At 69.9% G+C, this 15,200-nt stretch carries 18 protein-coding genes; 8 read left to right on the forward strand and 10 right to left on the reverse strand.

Features of this window, described 5'->3' with window-relative positions:
- Nucleotides 1-23 precede the first annotated feature (23 nt).
- Together SM116_RS02780 and SM116_RS02785 are read right to left on the reverse strand one after the other, a co-directional pair.
- Nucleotides 24-1,112 (reverse strand): ABC transporter permease, encoded by a 1,089-nt coding sequence (locus SM116_RS02780; RefSeq protein ID WP_320944231.1) that lies wholly within the window; start codon nucleotides 1,110-1,112, stop codon nucleotides 24-26.
- Between the two features lie 8 nt (nucleotides 1,113-1,120).
- Nucleotides 1,121-2,002 carry an ABC transporter ATP-binding protein gene (locus SM116_RS02785; protein WP_320942939.1) on the reverse strand — a complete coding sequence of 294 codons (882 nt, stop codon included), beginning with the start codon at nucleotides 2,000-2,002 and terminating at the stop codon, nucleotides 1,121-1,123.
- 103 nt (nucleotides 2,003-2,105) lie between these two features.
- Here SM116_RS02785 and SM116_RS02790 point away from each other — a divergent pair, with 103 nt between their 5' ends.
- Genes SM116_RS02790 through SM116_RS02800 form a run of 3 tightly spaced genes read left to right on the forward strand, consistent with a single transcriptional unit; the run spans nucleotide 2,106 to nucleotide 3,883 of the window.
- The gene (locus tag SM116_RS02790; protein ID WP_320942940.1) at nucleotides 2,106-2,540 is read left to right on the forward strand and encodes a VOC family protein; all 435 of its coding nucleotides are present in this window, start codon (nucleotides 2,106-2,108) and stop codon (nucleotides 2,538-2,540) included.
- Complete coding sequence (locus tag SM116_RS02795; protein WP_320942941.1) at nucleotides 2,540-3,262, forward strand: winged helix-turn-helix transcriptional regulator; 723 nt, start codon at nucleotides 2,540-2,542, stop codon at nucleotides 3,260-3,262. The genes SM116_RS02790 and SM116_RS02795 overlap by 1 nt, the downstream gene beginning before the upstream one ends.
- A 3-nt stretch (nucleotides 3,263-3,265) precedes the next feature.
- A complete protein-coding gene (locus tag SM116_RS02800) occupies nucleotides 3,266-3,883 on the forward strand; it encodes a dihydrofolate reductase family protein (RefSeq protein WP_320942942.1) in 618 nt (205 codons plus the stop codon).
- 1 nt (nucleotide 3,884) lies between these two features.
- On the opposite strand, the gene SM116_RS02805 is transcribed toward SM116_RS02800, so the two are convergent.
- The 3 genes from SM116_RS02805 to SM116_RS02815 all read right to left on the reverse strand — a co-directional run bounded on the left by SM116_RS02805 (nucleotide 3,885) and on the right by SM116_RS02815 (nucleotide 8,165).
- Nucleotides 3,885-4,724: an exodeoxyribonuclease III gene (locus SM116_RS02805; RefSeq protein WP_320942943.1), complete on the reverse strand. Its 840-nt coding sequence runs from the start codon at nucleotides 4,722-4,724 to the stop codon at nucleotides 3,885-3,887.
- Between the two features lie 496 nt (nucleotides 4,725-5,220).
- A complete protein-coding gene (gene pntB / locus SM116_RS02810; RefSeq protein WP_320942944.1) occupies nucleotides 5,221-6,633 on the reverse strand; it encodes a Re/Si-specific NAD(P)(+) transhydrogenase subunit beta in 1,413 nt (470 codons plus the stop codon).
- Nucleotides 6,630-8,165, reverse strand: coding sequence for a Re/Si-specific NAD(P)(+) transhydrogenase subunit alpha (locus SM116_RS02815; protein WP_320942945.1), 1,536 nt, complete (start codon nucleotides 8,163-8,165; stop codon nucleotides 6,630-6,632). Before SM116_RS02815 ends, pntB begins: the two co-directional genes overlap by 4 nt.
- A gap of 252 nt (nucleotides 8,166-8,417) precedes the next feature.
- Here SM116_RS02815 and pyrE point away from each other — a divergent pair, with 252 nt between their 5' ends.
- From pyrE to SM116_RS02830, 3 genes are all read left to right on the forward strand, one after another.
- Entirely contained in the window at nucleotides 8,418-8,996 is a 579-nt protein-coding gene (pyrE, locus tag SM116_RS02820) for an orotate phosphoribosyltransferase (RefSeq protein ID WP_320942946.1), read from the forward strand.
- A 101-nt stretch (nucleotides 8,997-9,097) separates the two neighbouring features.
- Nucleotides 9,098-9,682, forward strand: coding sequence for a carboxymuconolactone decarboxylase family protein (locus SM116_RS02825; RefSeq protein WP_320942947.1), 585 nt, complete (start codon nucleotides 9,098-9,100; stop codon nucleotides 9,680-9,682).
- A 10-nt stretch (nucleotides 9,683-9,692) separates the two neighbouring features.
- Nucleotides 9,693-10,580 (forward strand): RNA polymerase sigma-70 factor, encoded by an 888-nt coding sequence (locus SM116_RS02830; RefSeq protein ID WP_320942948.1) that lies wholly within the window; start codon nucleotides 9,693-9,695, stop codon nucleotides 10,578-10,580.
- 54 nt (nucleotides 10,581-10,634) lie between these two features.
- Here SM116_RS02830 and SM116_RS02835 read toward each other — a convergent pair whose 3' ends face one another.
- Together SM116_RS02835 and SM116_RS02840 are read right to left on the reverse strand one after the other, a co-directional pair.
- Nucleotides 10,635-11,210: a YdeI/OmpD-associated family protein gene (locus tag SM116_RS02835; RefSeq protein WP_320942949.1), complete on the reverse strand. Its 576-nt coding sequence runs from the start codon at nucleotides 11,208-11,210 to the stop codon at nucleotides 10,635-10,637.
- Nucleotides 11,211-11,224: 14 nt separating this feature from the next.
- Entirely contained in the window at nucleotides 11,225-12,004 is a 780-nt protein-coding gene (locus SM116_RS02840; RefSeq protein WP_320942950.1) for an HAD-IIA family hydrolase, read from the reverse strand.
- Nucleotides 12,005-12,057: 53 nt separating this feature from the next.
- On the opposite strand from SM116_RS02840, the gene SM116_RS02845 reads away from it, so the two are divergent.
- On the forward strand, nucleotides 12,058-13,047 hold the full coding sequence (locus SM116_RS02845; protein WP_320942951.1) for an SDR family NAD(P)-dependent oxidoreductase: 990 nt from the start codon (nucleotides 12,058-12,060) through the stop codon (nucleotides 13,045-13,047).
- A gap of 56 nt (nucleotides 13,048-13,103) precedes the next feature.
- Nucleotides 13,104-13,274 carry a hypothetical protein gene (locus SM116_RS02850; protein ID WP_320942952.1) on the forward strand — a complete coding sequence of 57 codons (171 nt, stop codon included), beginning with the start codon at nucleotides 13,104-13,106 and terminating at the stop codon, nucleotides 13,272-13,274.
- A 43-nt stretch (nucleotides 13,275-13,317) separates the two neighbouring features.
- Here SM116_RS02850 and SM116_RS02855 read toward each other — a convergent pair whose 3' ends face one another.
- The 3 genes from SM116_RS02855 to SM116_RS02865 all read right to left on the reverse strand — a co-directional run bounded on the left by SM116_RS02855 (nucleotide 13,318) and on the right by SM116_RS02865 (nucleotide 14,931).
- A complete protein-coding gene (locus SM116_RS02855; RefSeq protein WP_320942953.1) occupies nucleotides 13,318-13,515 on the reverse strand; it encodes a hypothetical protein in 198 nt (65 codons plus the stop codon).
- Between the two features lie 130 nt (nucleotides 13,516-13,645).
- Nucleotides 13,646-13,840: a hypothetical protein gene (locus tag SM116_RS02860; protein WP_320942954.1), complete on the reverse strand. Its 195-nt coding sequence runs from the start codon at nucleotides 13,838-13,840 to the stop codon at nucleotides 13,646-13,648.
- Between the two features lie 179 nt (nucleotides 13,841-14,019).
- Nucleotides 14,020-14,931, reverse strand: coding sequence for an oxygenase MpaB family protein (locus tag SM116_RS02865; RefSeq protein WP_320942955.1), 912 nt, complete (start codon nucleotides 14,929-14,931; stop codon nucleotides 14,020-14,022).
- Nucleotides 14,932-15,200: the final 269 nt, after the last annotated feature.

Raw genomic sequence — 15,200 nt, forward strand, 5'->3', positions numbered from 1 at the left:
CCCGCCCCTTCGTCGTCCCGCCCTCAGCCCGCCAGCGCCTCGGAGAGCGTGACGCGCCCGCCCATCCGCAGGATCGAGTTCCGGTAGATGCGGGCCGCGACGAGGATCGCCCCGACGCACGTCGCGATCAGCAGCACGAGCGAGACGAACGGCTCCCACCACTGGGCGGTGCCGAGGTAGAGCCGCATCGGCATCGCGACGGGAGCCGAGAACGGCACGTACGACATGACCGTCAGCACGGCCGCGTTGTTGTTGAAGAGGATGACGAGCATGTACGGCGCGACGACGAGCAGGGTGAGCGGCGCCGTGGTCGAGCCGACATCCTCCTGCCGCGAGACCATCGCACCACCGGCCGCGAACAGCGACGCGAGCAGCACGAAGCCGAACAGGAAGAAGACGGCGAACCACGCGACCGGGCCGCCCAGGCCCCCGATGAGCTGCGCCTGCCCGGTGAACGACAGCCCGACGATCGCGATCGCGGCGAAGCCGATGATCTGCGACATCGCGAGGATCGTGTTGCCGAGCACCTTGCCGGCGAGCAGCGTCCGCACCGGGATCGCCGAGATCAGCAGTTCGACGACGCGGGTCTGCTTCTCCTCCACGACGCTCTGCGCGATCGTGCCGCCGAAGGTCGAGGCGGCCATGAGGAACACGATGCCGAACCCGATCGCGACGAGATAGCGCAGGATGCTGTCCGCCGGCGACCCCTCCAGCAGCCTGACCGTCGGCGACTGGCTGAGCTGGCTCACGAGCGCCTGCGGCACGGAGTCCTTCGCGACGACCTGGTAGTCGAACGCGCCGCCGGATGCGGGCGCCGGGACGAGCGCAGCATCCACCTTCCCGGCCTTCACCATCGCGAGAGCGGCGGGCACGCTCGGTGCCTGGGTCGCGGCGATGCCCTGCATTCCCTCCACGACGCTCGCGGTCTCGCTCGTGACCGCGACGGGCGTGCTTCGCACGGACTGTGCGGCGATGCCGCCCCACACGACGGCGACCAGCGCGAGGGCGAACAGGATGCCGGTCGAGACCACGAACACGCGGCTCCGCAGCTTCGAGACGATCTCGCGCTGCGACACGAGCCACACGCTCTGCGCGGTGCTCGGGCGGCTCATCGTCACGCTCACTGGATGACCTCCTTGAAGATCTCGGCGAGAGAGGGATGCTTCGGCGCGAAGCTGTGCACCGGCCCGCGCTCGACCGCCTTCTCGAGGACCCGCTGGGCGTCCGCCTCGGATGCGGCGTCGAACAGTGCGGTGTCGCCGGCGAGCTCGAGCACGTCGACGCCGGGCTCGTCGCGCACCCACGCGGCATCCCTCGCAACGAGCTCGTAACGGCGCTTCGCGTGCTGGGTGCGCAGGTCGTCGCGGGATCCCGCGGCGCGGATCGTCCCGGCGGCGATGATCACGAGGTCGTCGCACAGGCGCTCGACGAGGTCGAGCTGGTGCGACGAGAAGAGGACGGATGCGCCCTGCGCCGCGCGCTCCTGCAGGACGCCGGCGACGACGTCGACCGCCAGCGGGTCCAGGCCCGAGAACGGCTCGTCGAGGATCAGCACCTCCGGCCCGTGGACGAGCGCGGCGGCGATCTGCGCACGCTGCTGGTTGCCGAGCGAGAGCGTCTCGACCTTGTCGTCGAGGCGTTCGCCGAGGCCCAGGCGTTCGAGCAGGGCGGTGGCGGAGGCCGCAGCATCCGTCTTGCCGTATCCGTGGAGGCGCGCGAGGTAGGCGATGTGCTCGCGGGTCTTCATCTTCGGGTAGAGACCGCGCTCCTCGGGCATGTAGCCGAAGCGGCGCCGGTCCTCGGCTGTCACTGGCGCGCCGTCGAGGATGACCTGACCGGCGTCGGCCTCGAGCACGCCGAGCGCGATCCGCATGGCGGTGGTCTTGCCGGCGCCGTTGCCGCCGACGAAGCCCGTGAGGCGGCCCGGACGGACGTCGAAGCTCACATCGTCGAGCGCGCGGCGATCGCCGTACGACTTCGTGATGTCGTGGAGTTCGAGCATGGTTCGAGGCTATTGCTCCCCGGATCGAAGGCAAGCGATACTTGCTATTGACAAGTATGGTTGTTATTTGCAACGCTGGCGCCATCGAGCGAAGGAGAACGTCATGTCCACGAACCTCTTCATCAGCCTCCCCATCAGCGACCTCGAGCGGAGCAAGGCGTTCTACCTCGCGCTCGGCGCGACGTTCAAGCCGGAGTTGAGCGACGACAACGGCGTCTGCGTCGCCTGGGACGACAACGTCTTCTTCATGCTGATCACGCGCGAGTTCTTCGCGACGTTCACTGACAAGCCCATCGCCGACCCGAAGGAGACCGTGCAGGTCTCGCTGAACTTCAGCCGCGACTCGCGCGAAGACGTCGACGCCGTCATCGCGGCGGGACTCGCCCACGGTGGCACCGAGCCGAAGCCCGCGCAGGACTACGGCTTCATGTACTCGCGCGATCTCGACGACCCCGACGGCAACAACCTCGGGTTCCTCTACATGGCTCCCGAGGGCGTGGAGGCCGGAGCCGAGGCGCCTGTGGCCGCGCAGGCGTAGTGGCCGCACGCAGCTACGGGCAGTACTGCGGGGTCACGACAGCGGTCGACCTCATCGGGGAGCGCTGGGCACTGCTCATCGTCCGCGACCTGCTCGTCGGGCCCCGGCGGTTCACCGACCTGCGGCAGGGGCTGCCCCGCATCCCGACCAACATCCTCACCGCCCGGCTCAAGGAGCTGCAGGAGGGCGGTGTCGTGCGCCGCGTGCCGCTGCACAACTGCGGCCTCGTCTACGAGCTGACGGCGTACGGGCGCGAGCTCGAGCCGATCGTGCTCGCGCTCGGCCGCTGGGGCTTCCGGCGCATGGGCGAGCCAGGCCCTGACGACATCGTCACCCCGGCGTCGTTCACGATGGCCCTGCGCACCGCGTTCCAGCCCGACGTGGCCGCCACCCTCGAACCCCTGGATGTCGAGGTCCGCATCGGCCCGGTCGCGCTGCGCGTGCAGGTCGACGGGCGTCAGCTGCGGATCGCCCAGCTGGCTCCGCCGGCACCGCCGGTGGGCGGAGAGCCTCCGGCCGGCGAACCCGACCTCGTCTTCGCGGCGGATGCCGACATCCGCCACGTCATCGCCGGCACGATGACCCCGACCGAGGCGATGGATGCCGGCATCCTCACCGTCATCTCCGGCGAAGCCACCCTGCTGGAGCGCTTCGCCGCCGTGTTCTCGATCCCCACCGTGCCGTCCACCGATCCGCCCGCCGGGCGGAGTGAGAAGGAGTAGGAAATGACCGGTCGCATCACCATCGATCTGTTCGTCACGCTCGACGGCGTCGCTCAGGCTCCGGGGGGTCCAGAAGAGGACACCTCAGGTGGATTCCCGTGGGGCGGATGGCAGGCGCCGTTCGAAGACCCGGTGATCGGGCAGCGCATCGGCGACGGCATCCGCGGTCTCGACGCCCTGCTGCTCGGCCGCCGCACCTACGACATCTTCGCCGCCTACTGGCCGCATCACGCCGACGGAGACATGGGCTTCATCGGGCGGAAGTTCAACGAGATCCCGAAGTACGTCGCGTCGCGCGGCAACCCGTCGCTGGAGTGGCGCGGATCGAGCCTGCTCGGCACCGATCTCGCGGCCGAGGCGGCGCGGCTGCGCGAGCAGCACCAGGACATCCACGTCATCGGGAGCGTCGACCTCGTTCAGACGCTGCTCGCGGAGGAGCTCTACGACGAACTCGTGCTGTGGACGTACCCGATCGTGCTGGGCGAGGGCAAGAAGGTGTTCCCGAACGGTGCGGCGCCGTTGCGGCTGTCGCTGGTCGGTGAGCCCGTGCCGGGACCGACCGGAGTGGTCGAGCTGCGCTACGCCCCCGCCGGCCGCCCGACGACCGGCGACATGACCTGAGTCAGAACACCATCGGCCGGTCGTCGTCGTCGGGACCCGTGAGGTCGAGGTCGACGACGACCGGGACGTGGTCGCTCGGGATCTCGCCCTTGCGCTCGTTGCGGTGGATCTGGGCGCCGGTCACGTTGTCGGCGAGGCGGTGCGAGCCGAGGATGAAGTCGATGCGCATGCCCTCGTTGCGCGGGAAGCGCAGCTGCTTGTAGTCCCAGTAGGTGAAGCCGGTCGGCACGAGCGGACGGACGACATCCTTCAGCCCCGCCTGCTCGAGGGCCGCGAAGGCCTCGCGCTCGGGCGGCGACACGTGGGTCGTGGCGCCGACGACGACCGTGGGGTCGCCGTTGTCCTCATCCGTGGGGGCGATGTTGTAGTCGCCGACGAGCGCCATCGGCAGGTCGGGGTTCGCCTCGAGCGTGGAGCGCGTGTAGTCGGCGAGGGCCGACAGCCAGTCGAGCTTGTAGAAGTAGTGCGGATCGTTCAGCGAGCGCCCGTTGGGGACGTAGAGGCTCCACACCTTGACCCCGCCGATCGTCGCGCCGATCGCGCGCGCCTCCTGCGGCGCATCCGGCCCGTTGTGGCCTTTGGCGAAGCCGGGCATGCCGGGGAAGGCGTGCTCGACATCGGTGATCGGCTCGCGGCTCGCGATCGCGACGCCGTTCCACTGGTTGAACCCGTGCGCGGATACGAAGTAGCCCGCCTCCTCGAACTCCGCGTAAGGGAACTGCTCGGGGGTGCACTTGATCTCCTGCATGGCGAGCACGTCGATGTGCTCGCGCACGGCGAAGGCGACGGTCCGCTCGACGCGGGCGCGGATCGAGTTCACGTTCCAGGTGGCCAGGCGCATGGCATCCAGCCTATTCGGCGCCGCCGACGTCCCCGGGCTCGTTCCCACCCCCCGGCCGCCCTTGCCCGCCCTGCCCCGCCGGCCGCCGCTGCCCCGCCCGCCCCTGCCCCCCCGGTCGCGGCGTTCGGGATTCAGTCTGCAACGGCCGGGGGCGCGTGCTCACCGGCGCGATTCCGCAGGCGGGGGCAGCCGCTCGACTCGAGGAGACTGAATCCCGAACGTTGCGCGAGGCAGCCCGCCGGATCCGGTCCCGCCCCGGCGGGCAGAGCCGGCCACGGGAGGGGGAGCCGCCTCCGCCCCTGCCCCGCCGACGTGTTCCCCCGGTCGCGGCGTTCGGGATTCAGTCTGCAACGGCCGGGGATGCGTGCTCACCGGCGCGTTTCCGCAGGCGGGGGCAGCCGCTCGACTCGAGGAGACTGAATCCCGAACGTTGCGCAGGGCGGCAGGCCGAGCGGGAGACGCGGGGCAGAGCCGCCCCGGGGCGGCCGGGGCTGGGTCAGAGGGCCTTGAGGATGTCCTCCACCCGATCCTTCGCGTCGCCGAAGAGCATCTGGGTGTTCTCCCTCCAGAAGAGGGGGTTGGCGACGCCGGCGTAGCCGGAGGCCATCGACCGCTTGAAGACGATGACGTTCTCGGCCTCCCACACCCGCAGCACCGGCATGCCGGCGATCGGCGAGCCGGGATCCTCGGCGGCGGCGGGGTTGACGGTGTCGTTCGCGCCGATGACGAGCACGACCGACGTCGACGCCAGGTCGTCGTTGATCTCGTCCATCTCCAGGACGATGTCGTAGGGCACCTTGGCCTCGGCGAGGAGCACGTTCATGTGCCCGGGCAGACGTCCGGCGACCGGGTGGATGCCGAAGCGGACATCGACGCCGCGCTCCCGCAGCTGCTTGGCGAGTTCGGCGACGGGGTACTGCGCCTGGGCGACGGCCATCCCGTAGCCGGGGGTGATGACGACGGAGGATGCGCCGGCGAGCATCTCCGCGGCGCTTTCGGCGTCGATCTCGCGGTGCTCGCCATGATCCTCGTCGTCCTTCTTCGGCGCTTCGATGCCGAACCCGCCGGCGATGACCGAGAGGAAGGACCGATTCATGGCCTTGCACATGATGTACGACAGGTACGCACCGGACGACCCGACGAGCGCACCGGTGACGATGAGCAGGTCGTTGTTGAGCAGGAATCCGGCCGCGGCGGCCGCCCATCCGGAGTAGCTGTTGAGCATGGAGACGACGACGGGCATGTCGCCGCCGCCGATCGAGGCGACCAGGTGCCACCCGAGGGCGAGCGCGAGGATCGTGACGACGATCAGCAGCCAGAGCTCCGGCGTGATCACGTACCAGACGGTGAGTGCGACGAAGACGACGAGAGCGCCGACGTTGAGGATGTTCTTGCCGGGCAGCATGAGCGGCCGCGACGAGATCCGCGCGGAGAGCTTGAGGAACGCGACGATCGAGCCGGTGAAGGTCACCGCGCCGATGAACACGCCGATGAACACCTCGGCGTGGTGGATGCCTTCCAGGTTCGGGGGGACGCCGACCGTGTAGAGCGCGCCGTTCCAGCCGACGAGCACCGCCGCCAGTCCCACGAAGGAGTGGAAGAGGGCGATCAGCTGCGGCATCGCGGTCATCTCGACGACCCGTGCCCGCCAGAGGCCGATCACCGCGCCGACGAGCACCGCGACGACGAGGAGCGTGAAGCCGAGGGTGGCCTGCGGCTGCCCCCACGCGCCGACGACGACGAGCCAGACCGTCGCGAGCAGGGCGATGGTCATGCCGGTGATGCCGTAGGTCACGCCGAGGCGGGCGGACTCGTGCTTGCTGAGCCCGGCGAGGCTCATGATGAACAGCAGACCGGCGACCACGTACGCGGCGGTCGCGACGGCTGAGGCGATGTCGATGGCGGTCATCGGTCACCCGCCTTCGTGAACATGGCGAGCATGCGCCGGGTGACGGCGAAGCCGCCGAACACGTTGATGGATGCCAGCAGCACGGCGACCGCGGCGATGATCTGCACGATCAGCGACGGGGCGACGATCTGCAGCATCGCGCCGACCACGATGATGCCCGAGATCGCGTTCGTCACGCTCATCAGCGGGGTGTGCAGCGCGTGCGCCACGTGCCCGATGACGTAGAACCCGACCACGACCGCGAGGGTGAGCACGAGGAAGTGCTGCGGCAAGGGCGGTGGCGCGAACGCGCAGACCGCGAACAGGGCCGCGATGCCCAGGGCGATCAGGCCCGTCTTCGCGCCGGCCGACAGCGTGCGCTTCGGCTTCGGCGGTGCGACCTCCGTGGGCGCCTTCGCGAGCGGGGCGGCCGACACCTGCACGGGCGGGGGCGGCCACGTCACGGCACCGTGCTGCACGACCGTCACCGCGCGCTGCACGACGTCGTCGACGTCGATCGTGAGCTGCCCGTCCTTGTCGGGCGTGAGCAGCTTCAGCAGGTTCAGCAGGTTCGTGCCGTACAGCTGGGACGCCTGCGCGGGCAGCCGGCCGGCGAGGTCCGTGTAGCCGAGGATGATCACGCCGTTCGCCGTGACGGTGCGCTCCCCGGCGACCGAGCCCTCGACGTTGCCGCCCTGCCCCGCCGCCATGTCGACGATCACGGAGCCCGGCTTCATGGACGCCACGTCCGCCGCCGTGATCAACCGGGGCGCCGCGCGCCCCGGGATCAGCGCCGTCGTGATGATGATGTCGACGTCGGCCGCCTGCTCGGAGTAGATCTCCGCCGCCCGCCGGTCGTACGCCTCGCTCGTCGCCTTCGCGTACCCGTCGGTGGACTGCTCGACCGCGACATCCACCGGGAGGTACTCGCCGCCGATCGACCGCACCTGATCCGCGACCTCGGGACGCGGGTCGGTCGCGCGGACCACGGCGCCCAGACTCGATGCCGCGCCGATCGCGGCGAGCCCCGCGACGCCTGCCCCGGCCACGAGGACCTTCGCGGGCGGCACCTTGCCGGCCGCGGTCACCTGTCCGGTGAAGAACCGGCCGAACTCGTTCGCCGCCTCCACCACTGCGCGGTACCCGGAGATGTTCGCCATCGACGAGAGCACATCCATCGACTGCGCCCGCGAGATGCGGGGCACCGCATCCATCGCCAGAGCCGTGAGGTCCCGCTGCGCGAGCGCCGCGAGCAGCTCCGGCTTCAGTGCCGGGCTCAACAGGCCCACGACCGTCGCGCCGTCCTTCAGACGGGCGATCTCCTCGCGCGTCGGCGCGTCGACCTTCAGCACGACATCCGACGACCACGCCGTGTCGCCGTCGACGATGACGGCGTCGGCGGCCTCGTAGGCCGTGTCGGGGAACGATGATGCCGCGCCTGCGCCCTGCTCGACGACGACGTCGTAGCCCAGGCCGCGGATCTTGGCGACGGTCTCCGGAGTCGCGGACACACGGGTCTCTCCCGTGCGCTCCGCGACGATGCCGATGCGCATAGCTGCCTCCCTTGCTGCGGGGTGGATGAGTCAGTTGAGTATAGGGGAGCATCTGCCATGATATGGAATACAAATTTCACATTACGGAACTTGTGGATGCTTCGATCCCGACGTCAGGCTCGCTGCCGCCCTCAGATCCAGACTGTAGGGGAGCCCCGGCGGCGGGACCGGCATAAGACGCCGGAACGTCGTGAAACATCGCCCGTTCTTACGAATCCGTGCAGGATGCGGCGCATCCGTAGACTCGTCGGCATGACTGCCGCCAGCACGCCCGAGCTCGAAGCCGACCGCCAGGCCCTCATCGGTCTCATCAACGACGAGGCCGTCTTCCACGGCGATTTCACCCTCTCGAGCGGCAAGAAGGCGACGTACTACGTCGACATGCGGCGCCTGACGCTCGATCACCGGGCCGCGCCGGCGATCGGCCGCATCATGCTCGATCTGATCCGCGACGTGGATGGCGTCGTCGCGGTCGGCGGCCTCACCCTCGGTGCGGATCCGATCGCCAACTCCGTCATGCACGAGTCGGTGCGCGCCGGCCGTCCCCTCGACGCGTTCGTCGTGCGCAAGGAGCCGAAGGATCACGGCCGTGGCCGTCAGATCGAGGGCGCGGATGTCGCCGGCAAGCGTGTCGTCGTGGTCGAGGACACCTCCACCACGGGGCAGTCTGCATTGAAGGCCGTCGAGGCCCTGCGCCGCGAGGGGGCGGAGCCTGTCGCCGTCGCGGTCATCGTCGACCGCAAGACGGGCGCGCAGGCTGCCGTCGAGGCCGAGGGCCTCCGGTGGCTGGCGGCGATCGATCTCGACGATCTGGGCCTCGCCCCGCAGTAGGGAATCGGTCACCGAGCTCGTCGAGGTGTCACATGCCGGCGCCGGCCGGTGTCTTCATGTCGAAGGAAAGTCTCATCGACACGGATACACCGGAGGAAGACATGAGCACCCGCATCCCCGCGGCCGAGGTCACCGGCATGTACGGCGCCCTCATCAAGGTGGCCGCACGCAAGATGATCGGCCGCGTGCCCGACTCGATCGGCGCGCTGTGGAACCACCGCGCCGTCATGAAGGACTCGATGAGCATCGGCCGCAAGGTCGAGGGCTGGCGCGAGCTCGACCCGAATCTCGCGACCTACGCCGCCATGGCGTCCGCCGCGACCATCGGCTGCAGCTTCTGCCTCGACTTCAACTACTTCATGGCGCACAACCACGGACTCGACGAGGCGAAGATCCGCGAGGTGCCGCGCTGGCGAGAGGCGACGGTCTTCACGTCGCTCGAGCGTCGGGTCATGGAGTACGCCGAGGCCGCGAGCCAGACCCCGCCCGCCGTGACGGACGAGCTGTCCGACGCGCTGCTGGCCGATCTCGGCCCGGCCGCGCTGGTCGAGCTGGCCTCGCGCGTCGGCTTCATGAACATGACGGCGCGCACGAACGTGGCGCTCGGCATCCGCTCGGAGCAGTTCGCGGATTCCTGCGGACTGCCGCCCCTCTCGACGCGCCCTGTCGTGGATGCCGCCGCGTAGGCTCGCGATCATGAGCATCGCTCAGGTCGACGACCCGTTCGTCGAGCACCGGGGCCTGCTGTTCACCGTCGCGTACGAGATGCTCGGCTCGGCCGAGGACGCGGAGGATGTGCTGCAGGAGTCCTGGCTGCGCTGGGCGGCCGCCGACCGCGACGAGGTGCGCGACCCGCGGGCGTACCTCGTCCGCATCGTGACGCGCCAGGCGCTGAATCACCTGCGGTCGGTGTCGCGGCGCCGCGAGGACTATGTCGGCGAGTGGCTCCCCGAGCCGCTGCTGACGAGCCCCGATGTGGCCGAGGACGTCGAGCTCGCCGAGAGCCTGTCTATCGCGATGCTCACGGTGCTCGAGACGCTCGGACCGTCCGAGCGGGCGGTGTTCGTGCTGCGCGAGGTGTTCGACGTGCCGTACGACGAGATCGCGGATGCCGTGGGCAAGACCCCGGCGGCGGTGCGGCAGATCGCGCACCGGGCGAAAGACCATGTCGCCGCGCGGCGTCCACGCATCCATGTCGTGCCGTCGGAGCTCGAGGAGGTCGTCGAGCGCCTCGTCTCCGCGCTCAATTCGGGCGACCTGCAGGGGCTCATGGATGTGCTCGCGCCCGACGTCGTCTCGGTCGCGGACGGCGGCGGCAAGGTCCGCGGCGCGGCGCGCCACCCGGTCGTCGGCGCCCTGCGCCTCGCCCGCTACCTCGTCGGCGGCATGGAGAAGACCCCGGGCACCTTCGTGGCCTCGGCGATGTGGCTGAACGGGCAGCCGGGCATCCGGATGGAGCTCGACGGTCGGCTCGTCGGCGTCGTCAGCCTGACCGTCGAGGACGGGCGCGTGACGCGCATCTACTCGATCGCGAACCCCGACAAGCTCGGTCGGGTGGATGCCGAGGCCGTTGTGGCCCGCTGACATCGTGGCCCGCTGACCCGCTGCCCGCGGGGAGGCTCGGCGGCTGGGCGCGGCTCAGGCGGGCTTGCGGCCCGCCGCCGCGTCGGCCGCAATCCGCGCGATGCGCGCACGGCGGGTCTCGGGCTTCTTGGCGAGAGCGATCGCCGACAAGGCCGCCTTGCGCACGCCGGGGGTCCACGCATCCCACTGCATCCGGGCGGCAGGATCGGCATCGAGCGCGGCGGTGAGGTCGGGCGGTTCGATGCCGGCCTCGGGACCGTCGAGCACCGTCCACATGCCATTCGCCTGCGCGAGGTCGATGAGCCGCTGCCCGGCCGGGCGCATCCGGCCCTCCGCGACCAGCATGGCGACGCGGGCCTTGTTCGTGCCGGCCCACGCCGAGTTCGGCGAGCGCGGCGCGAACCACAGCATCGACCGCTCGTCGTCCAGGGGCTTGGCCTGGCCGTCGATCCATCCGACGCACAGCGCTTCGAGCACCGCGTCCTCGTAGTCGATACGGGAACGCCCGGTGGCAGGCCGCCACACCACCAGCCAGGCGCCGTCGCTCGATGCGCTGTGCGCGTGCAGCCAGGTGCGCCAGTCGTCGACGGTCTCGACGTGCACGCGGGGCGCGTCATCCATCTTCGCCATGCGCGCGCTCGGTATCAGTCGCCGGCGATGAGGGCCGCGACCGAGTCGACGACCTCGTCAGGGCGGAACGGATAGCGCTCGATCTCGGCGCGGTCGCTGATGCCGCTGAGCACCAGCACGGTGTGAAGACCCGCTTCGATTCCCGCGACGATGTCGGTGTCCATGCGGTCGCCGATCATCGCCGTGTTCTCGGAGTGCGCGCCGATCTTGTTGAGCGCCGAGCGGAACATCATGGGGTTCGGCTTGCCGACCACGTAGGGATCCTTGCCCGTCGCCTTGGTGATGAGCGCGGCGATCGCACCGGTCGCCGGCAGCGGACCCTCGGCGCTCGGGCCCGTCGCATCCGGATTCGTCACGATGAAGCGCGCACCCGCGTCGATCAGACGGATGGCCTTCGTGATCGCTTCGAACGAGTAGTTGCGGGTCTCGCCGACGACGACGAAGTCGGGGTCCATCTCGGTCATGATGAAGCCCGACTCGTGGAGCGCCGTGAGGATGCCGGCCTCGCCGATGACGAATGCGGAGCCGCCGGGAAGCTGCGACTCCAGGAAGTCCGCGGTGGCCAGCGCCGACGTCCAGATCCGGTCCTCCGGCACGTGCAGCCCGGATGCGCGCAGCCTCGCCGAGAGGTCGCGCGCGGTGAAGATCGAGTTGTTCGTCAGCACGAGGTACGGCGTGTCCGCGGCCTCCCACTGCGCGAGGAGCTCGGCGGCGCCGGGCAGCGCGTCGTTCTCGTGGACGAGGACGCCGTCCATGTCGGTGAGCCAGCATTCGATGTCCGCACGGGAACGCATGCGGCCAGCCTACCCAGGCGTGTCAGACGCGCTCGGCGGCTATCGTGTCAGGAGTGACCCGACACGATGACGAGTGGGACCCGGCTCGTCTGCCCGACCTCGCGGGGCGCCGCTATCTCGTGACGGGGTCGAATGCAGGCCTCGGCTACTTCGCCTCGGAGCAGCTGGTGCGAGCCGGCGCGCGCGTGGTCATGACGGGCCGCAATCCGAACCGCCTGGCCGCAGCGCGGGCGGCCGTCGAGCGTCGGGTGCGGGTGGATGCGCACGTCCCGCGCACGCACCCTCTCGGCGCCGTCGAGACCCTGCTGCTGGACACGAGCAACCTGGGGTCCGTGCGGGCCGCCGCGGCGACCGCCCGCACGGGCGGACGCATCGACGGCGTGCTGCTGAACGCCGGTACCGTGCATCCGCCGAAGCGCCGCGAGGAGACGATGGACGGCCACGAGGTCGTCTTCGCCACCAACGCGCTCGGCCACTACGCGCTGTGCGGCGAGGTGCTGACCGCGCTCGCGGCGACACGCGGCCGGATGGTCTGGGTCGGCAGCATGTCCACGATGATCTCCCCGTACGACCCGGTGGACCCGGAGCTCGAGGACGACTATTCGCCGTGGCGGGCCTATGTGCAGTCCAAGGTCGCGACGACGGTGCTGGGCCTCGAGGCGGACCGCCGGCTCCGGCTCGCGGGTCTTCCGGTGGGCAGCGTGGTCGCCCACCCCGGCTATTCGCTCAGCGGGCGCACCCCCGGAGTCCGCGGGGTGAACGAGCCGTCGCTCGGCGGCCGGTTCGCCGACAACCTGCAGGGCTGGATCGCCCAGTCCAAGGAGCACGGCGCGTGGCCGCTCGTGCGGGCACTGATCGACCCCGCGATCGCCTCCGGCGAGTTCTGGGGACCCGCATCCCTCGTCAAGGGCGAGCCGAAGCGTGGCCACGCGACCAAGCTGACCCGCAGCCCGGAGCTCGGCGCGCGGCTCTGGGACTACTGCGAGCAGGCGACTCGCGTGCGCTGGCCGTTCGAACGCGCGCGCCGCATCGCCCAGGGCTGACCCGACGGGAGACTGCGCGCAGTACGGTGAAGGTGCCACCTCCGAGAGGAGCCATCATGTCGAGCGAGCACATCGCCCACGGACTCGACCACGTGCCGGCGCCCGACGAGCCCACCGTGCCGGAGCTCGAGGAGGACGAGAACGTCGCTCCCCGTCCCGAGGAGGAGATCGCCGACGTCCTGCGCGCCGAGCCGGACGTCGAGGACCACAGCCGTCATCCCGCGTGATGGACGGTGTGGATGCGGGGGCCCGCATCCACACCGCCATCAGTCAGGCGAGTTCGGCTGAGAAGCGCTGCTGCTCACTGTCGTACTCGAGCACGCGCACACTGAGTTCCGCACCGGGCGCGCGCTGCGCGCCACGCACGAGACCCGGCACGTCGGCGCTCTCCACGAGGACACCGAACGGCAGGGTCTTCGTCACGGTCGCGGTGATCACGTCACCGGTGGCCGGAAGCCGATGGTCCATGCATCCACCTCCTCCCCTGGATCGGGCGAAGGAGGACGGGCGGATCACGGGCCGGCGGGATCGCCTCTCCGTGTCATGCCGCGCCTCGCGTCCGGCACCATCCCGATCTTCACACCGGGATCGTATCGTCCTACGCGGCTTCGCTGAGGACGAGCTCGCGGCCGGTGCGGTCGAGCGTCCACGCCGAGGTCACCTCATCCGGGTGCTCGTCGAGCCACGCCTTATGCGGGCCGCACACGTCGAACAGCACGTAGCCCACCGTCGTCGGCCAGCGGAACTTCGCTTCGGCCTCGGCGTCGCATCCTCTGACAGCGCAAGTAGTCACGGTCCAAACGTACGACGGATCTCGGGCATCCGGCGAATGCGGGACCGCTCAGACATGTCCCGCTGACCTGCGTGTTCCGACGCCCCGCCCACCGGGATTCCGCCACCGGGAGTGAGCGAACAGGCCTCTCGACCCGAGAGAGGGCGTGGGCCAGAGGGATCCTCTTCCGAGCCGGCGTTCTATTCGATGGCAGTAGTTCCCGCCCCGATTTCGTGCTGTAGTCGCTGATGTCGTCGGCGGGCGAAGTCTTGGGCGCGTGGGCCCGATCCGAGGGCCCGGGATGAGATGGCGAGCACCGCTCGGGTCGAAGTGACGACAGGAAGGACGGTTCGTCGCAGACCGAGCAGCTTGCGATATCGCCGGGGCAGACTCGCCACAGCGGCGGCGAACAGCACGCGATAGGCGAGTCGCATCGATCCGGTGAAGGGGACGTCACGAAGGAACTGCACGATGTCGGCCACGCGCGCGTCGTACTTGAGCTCGCCGCGGTCGAGGTACGCATCCATCCGCGACCTCAGTTCGGCCTCGGTCTCCGGGGGATCGAGTACGCGCATCAGTCGACCCGCTTGCGCCCACTCGCGCACATACGCGTCGGCCCCGCCCGGGATCGGCCCGCCCCAGCGCTGATGGGCGCCAAGGAATGCTTCCGTGAAGGCGAGGTGTACCCATTCCACGAGCGACGCGTCCGATGCCGAGTACGTGCGGAGGCCTGTATCCGTCGAGTAGGTGCCGGCAACCCTCTGATGAAGGCGGCTCACGCGGGCCGTCTCAGCGTCAGCCTGCTCGGTTGACCCGTACGTGACGCAGATGATCCAACGTACCGTGCCGGAGAGGCGCCCCACGGGGTCCTCCCGATAACGCGAGAAATCATGCACCCCTGCCATGGCGCCCGGGTGCAGCGCCTGGATGAGAAGAGCCCTGATGCCCGCGACGAAAGTCGCCGTGCCGGCGTGCACCGTCCAGACAGCGCCGCCGTCGGGGAAGTAGCCACCATCGTGACCGTCGGCCAACGCCCGCACCCATGGAGGCGTGCCGTCCGGATCACCCGCCAGCGCGGTGAGCAGTCGCGCACGTAAGGGAAGCCGAGTCACACCTCAAGCGTGCCACGACCCAATGCAGTAGAGCGGGGCGAATGCTGGGTGCAAGTTCTCTCGACACACCAACGGTCAGCGCGTCGATATCGGCTTTGGCGGCCGCGAGGTCGACGTAGATGGATCCGTAAACGGGCGCTGCCCGATACAGGAACGTCGCGTTCGGCTCCCAGCGCGCTCGTTCGGGATCGCCAAACGGGCAGTGCGCGGTTGCCGTCCCTTGCGGGGCGTCGCGGACCACCGATGCCGACTTCAGTCACCGGTGAGGC

This window comes from Microbacterium rhizosphaerae (genome assembly GCF_034120055.1).
Lineage (GTDB): Bacteria > Actinomycetota > Actinomycetes > Actinomycetales > Microbacteriaceae > Microbacterium > Microbacterium rhizosphaerae.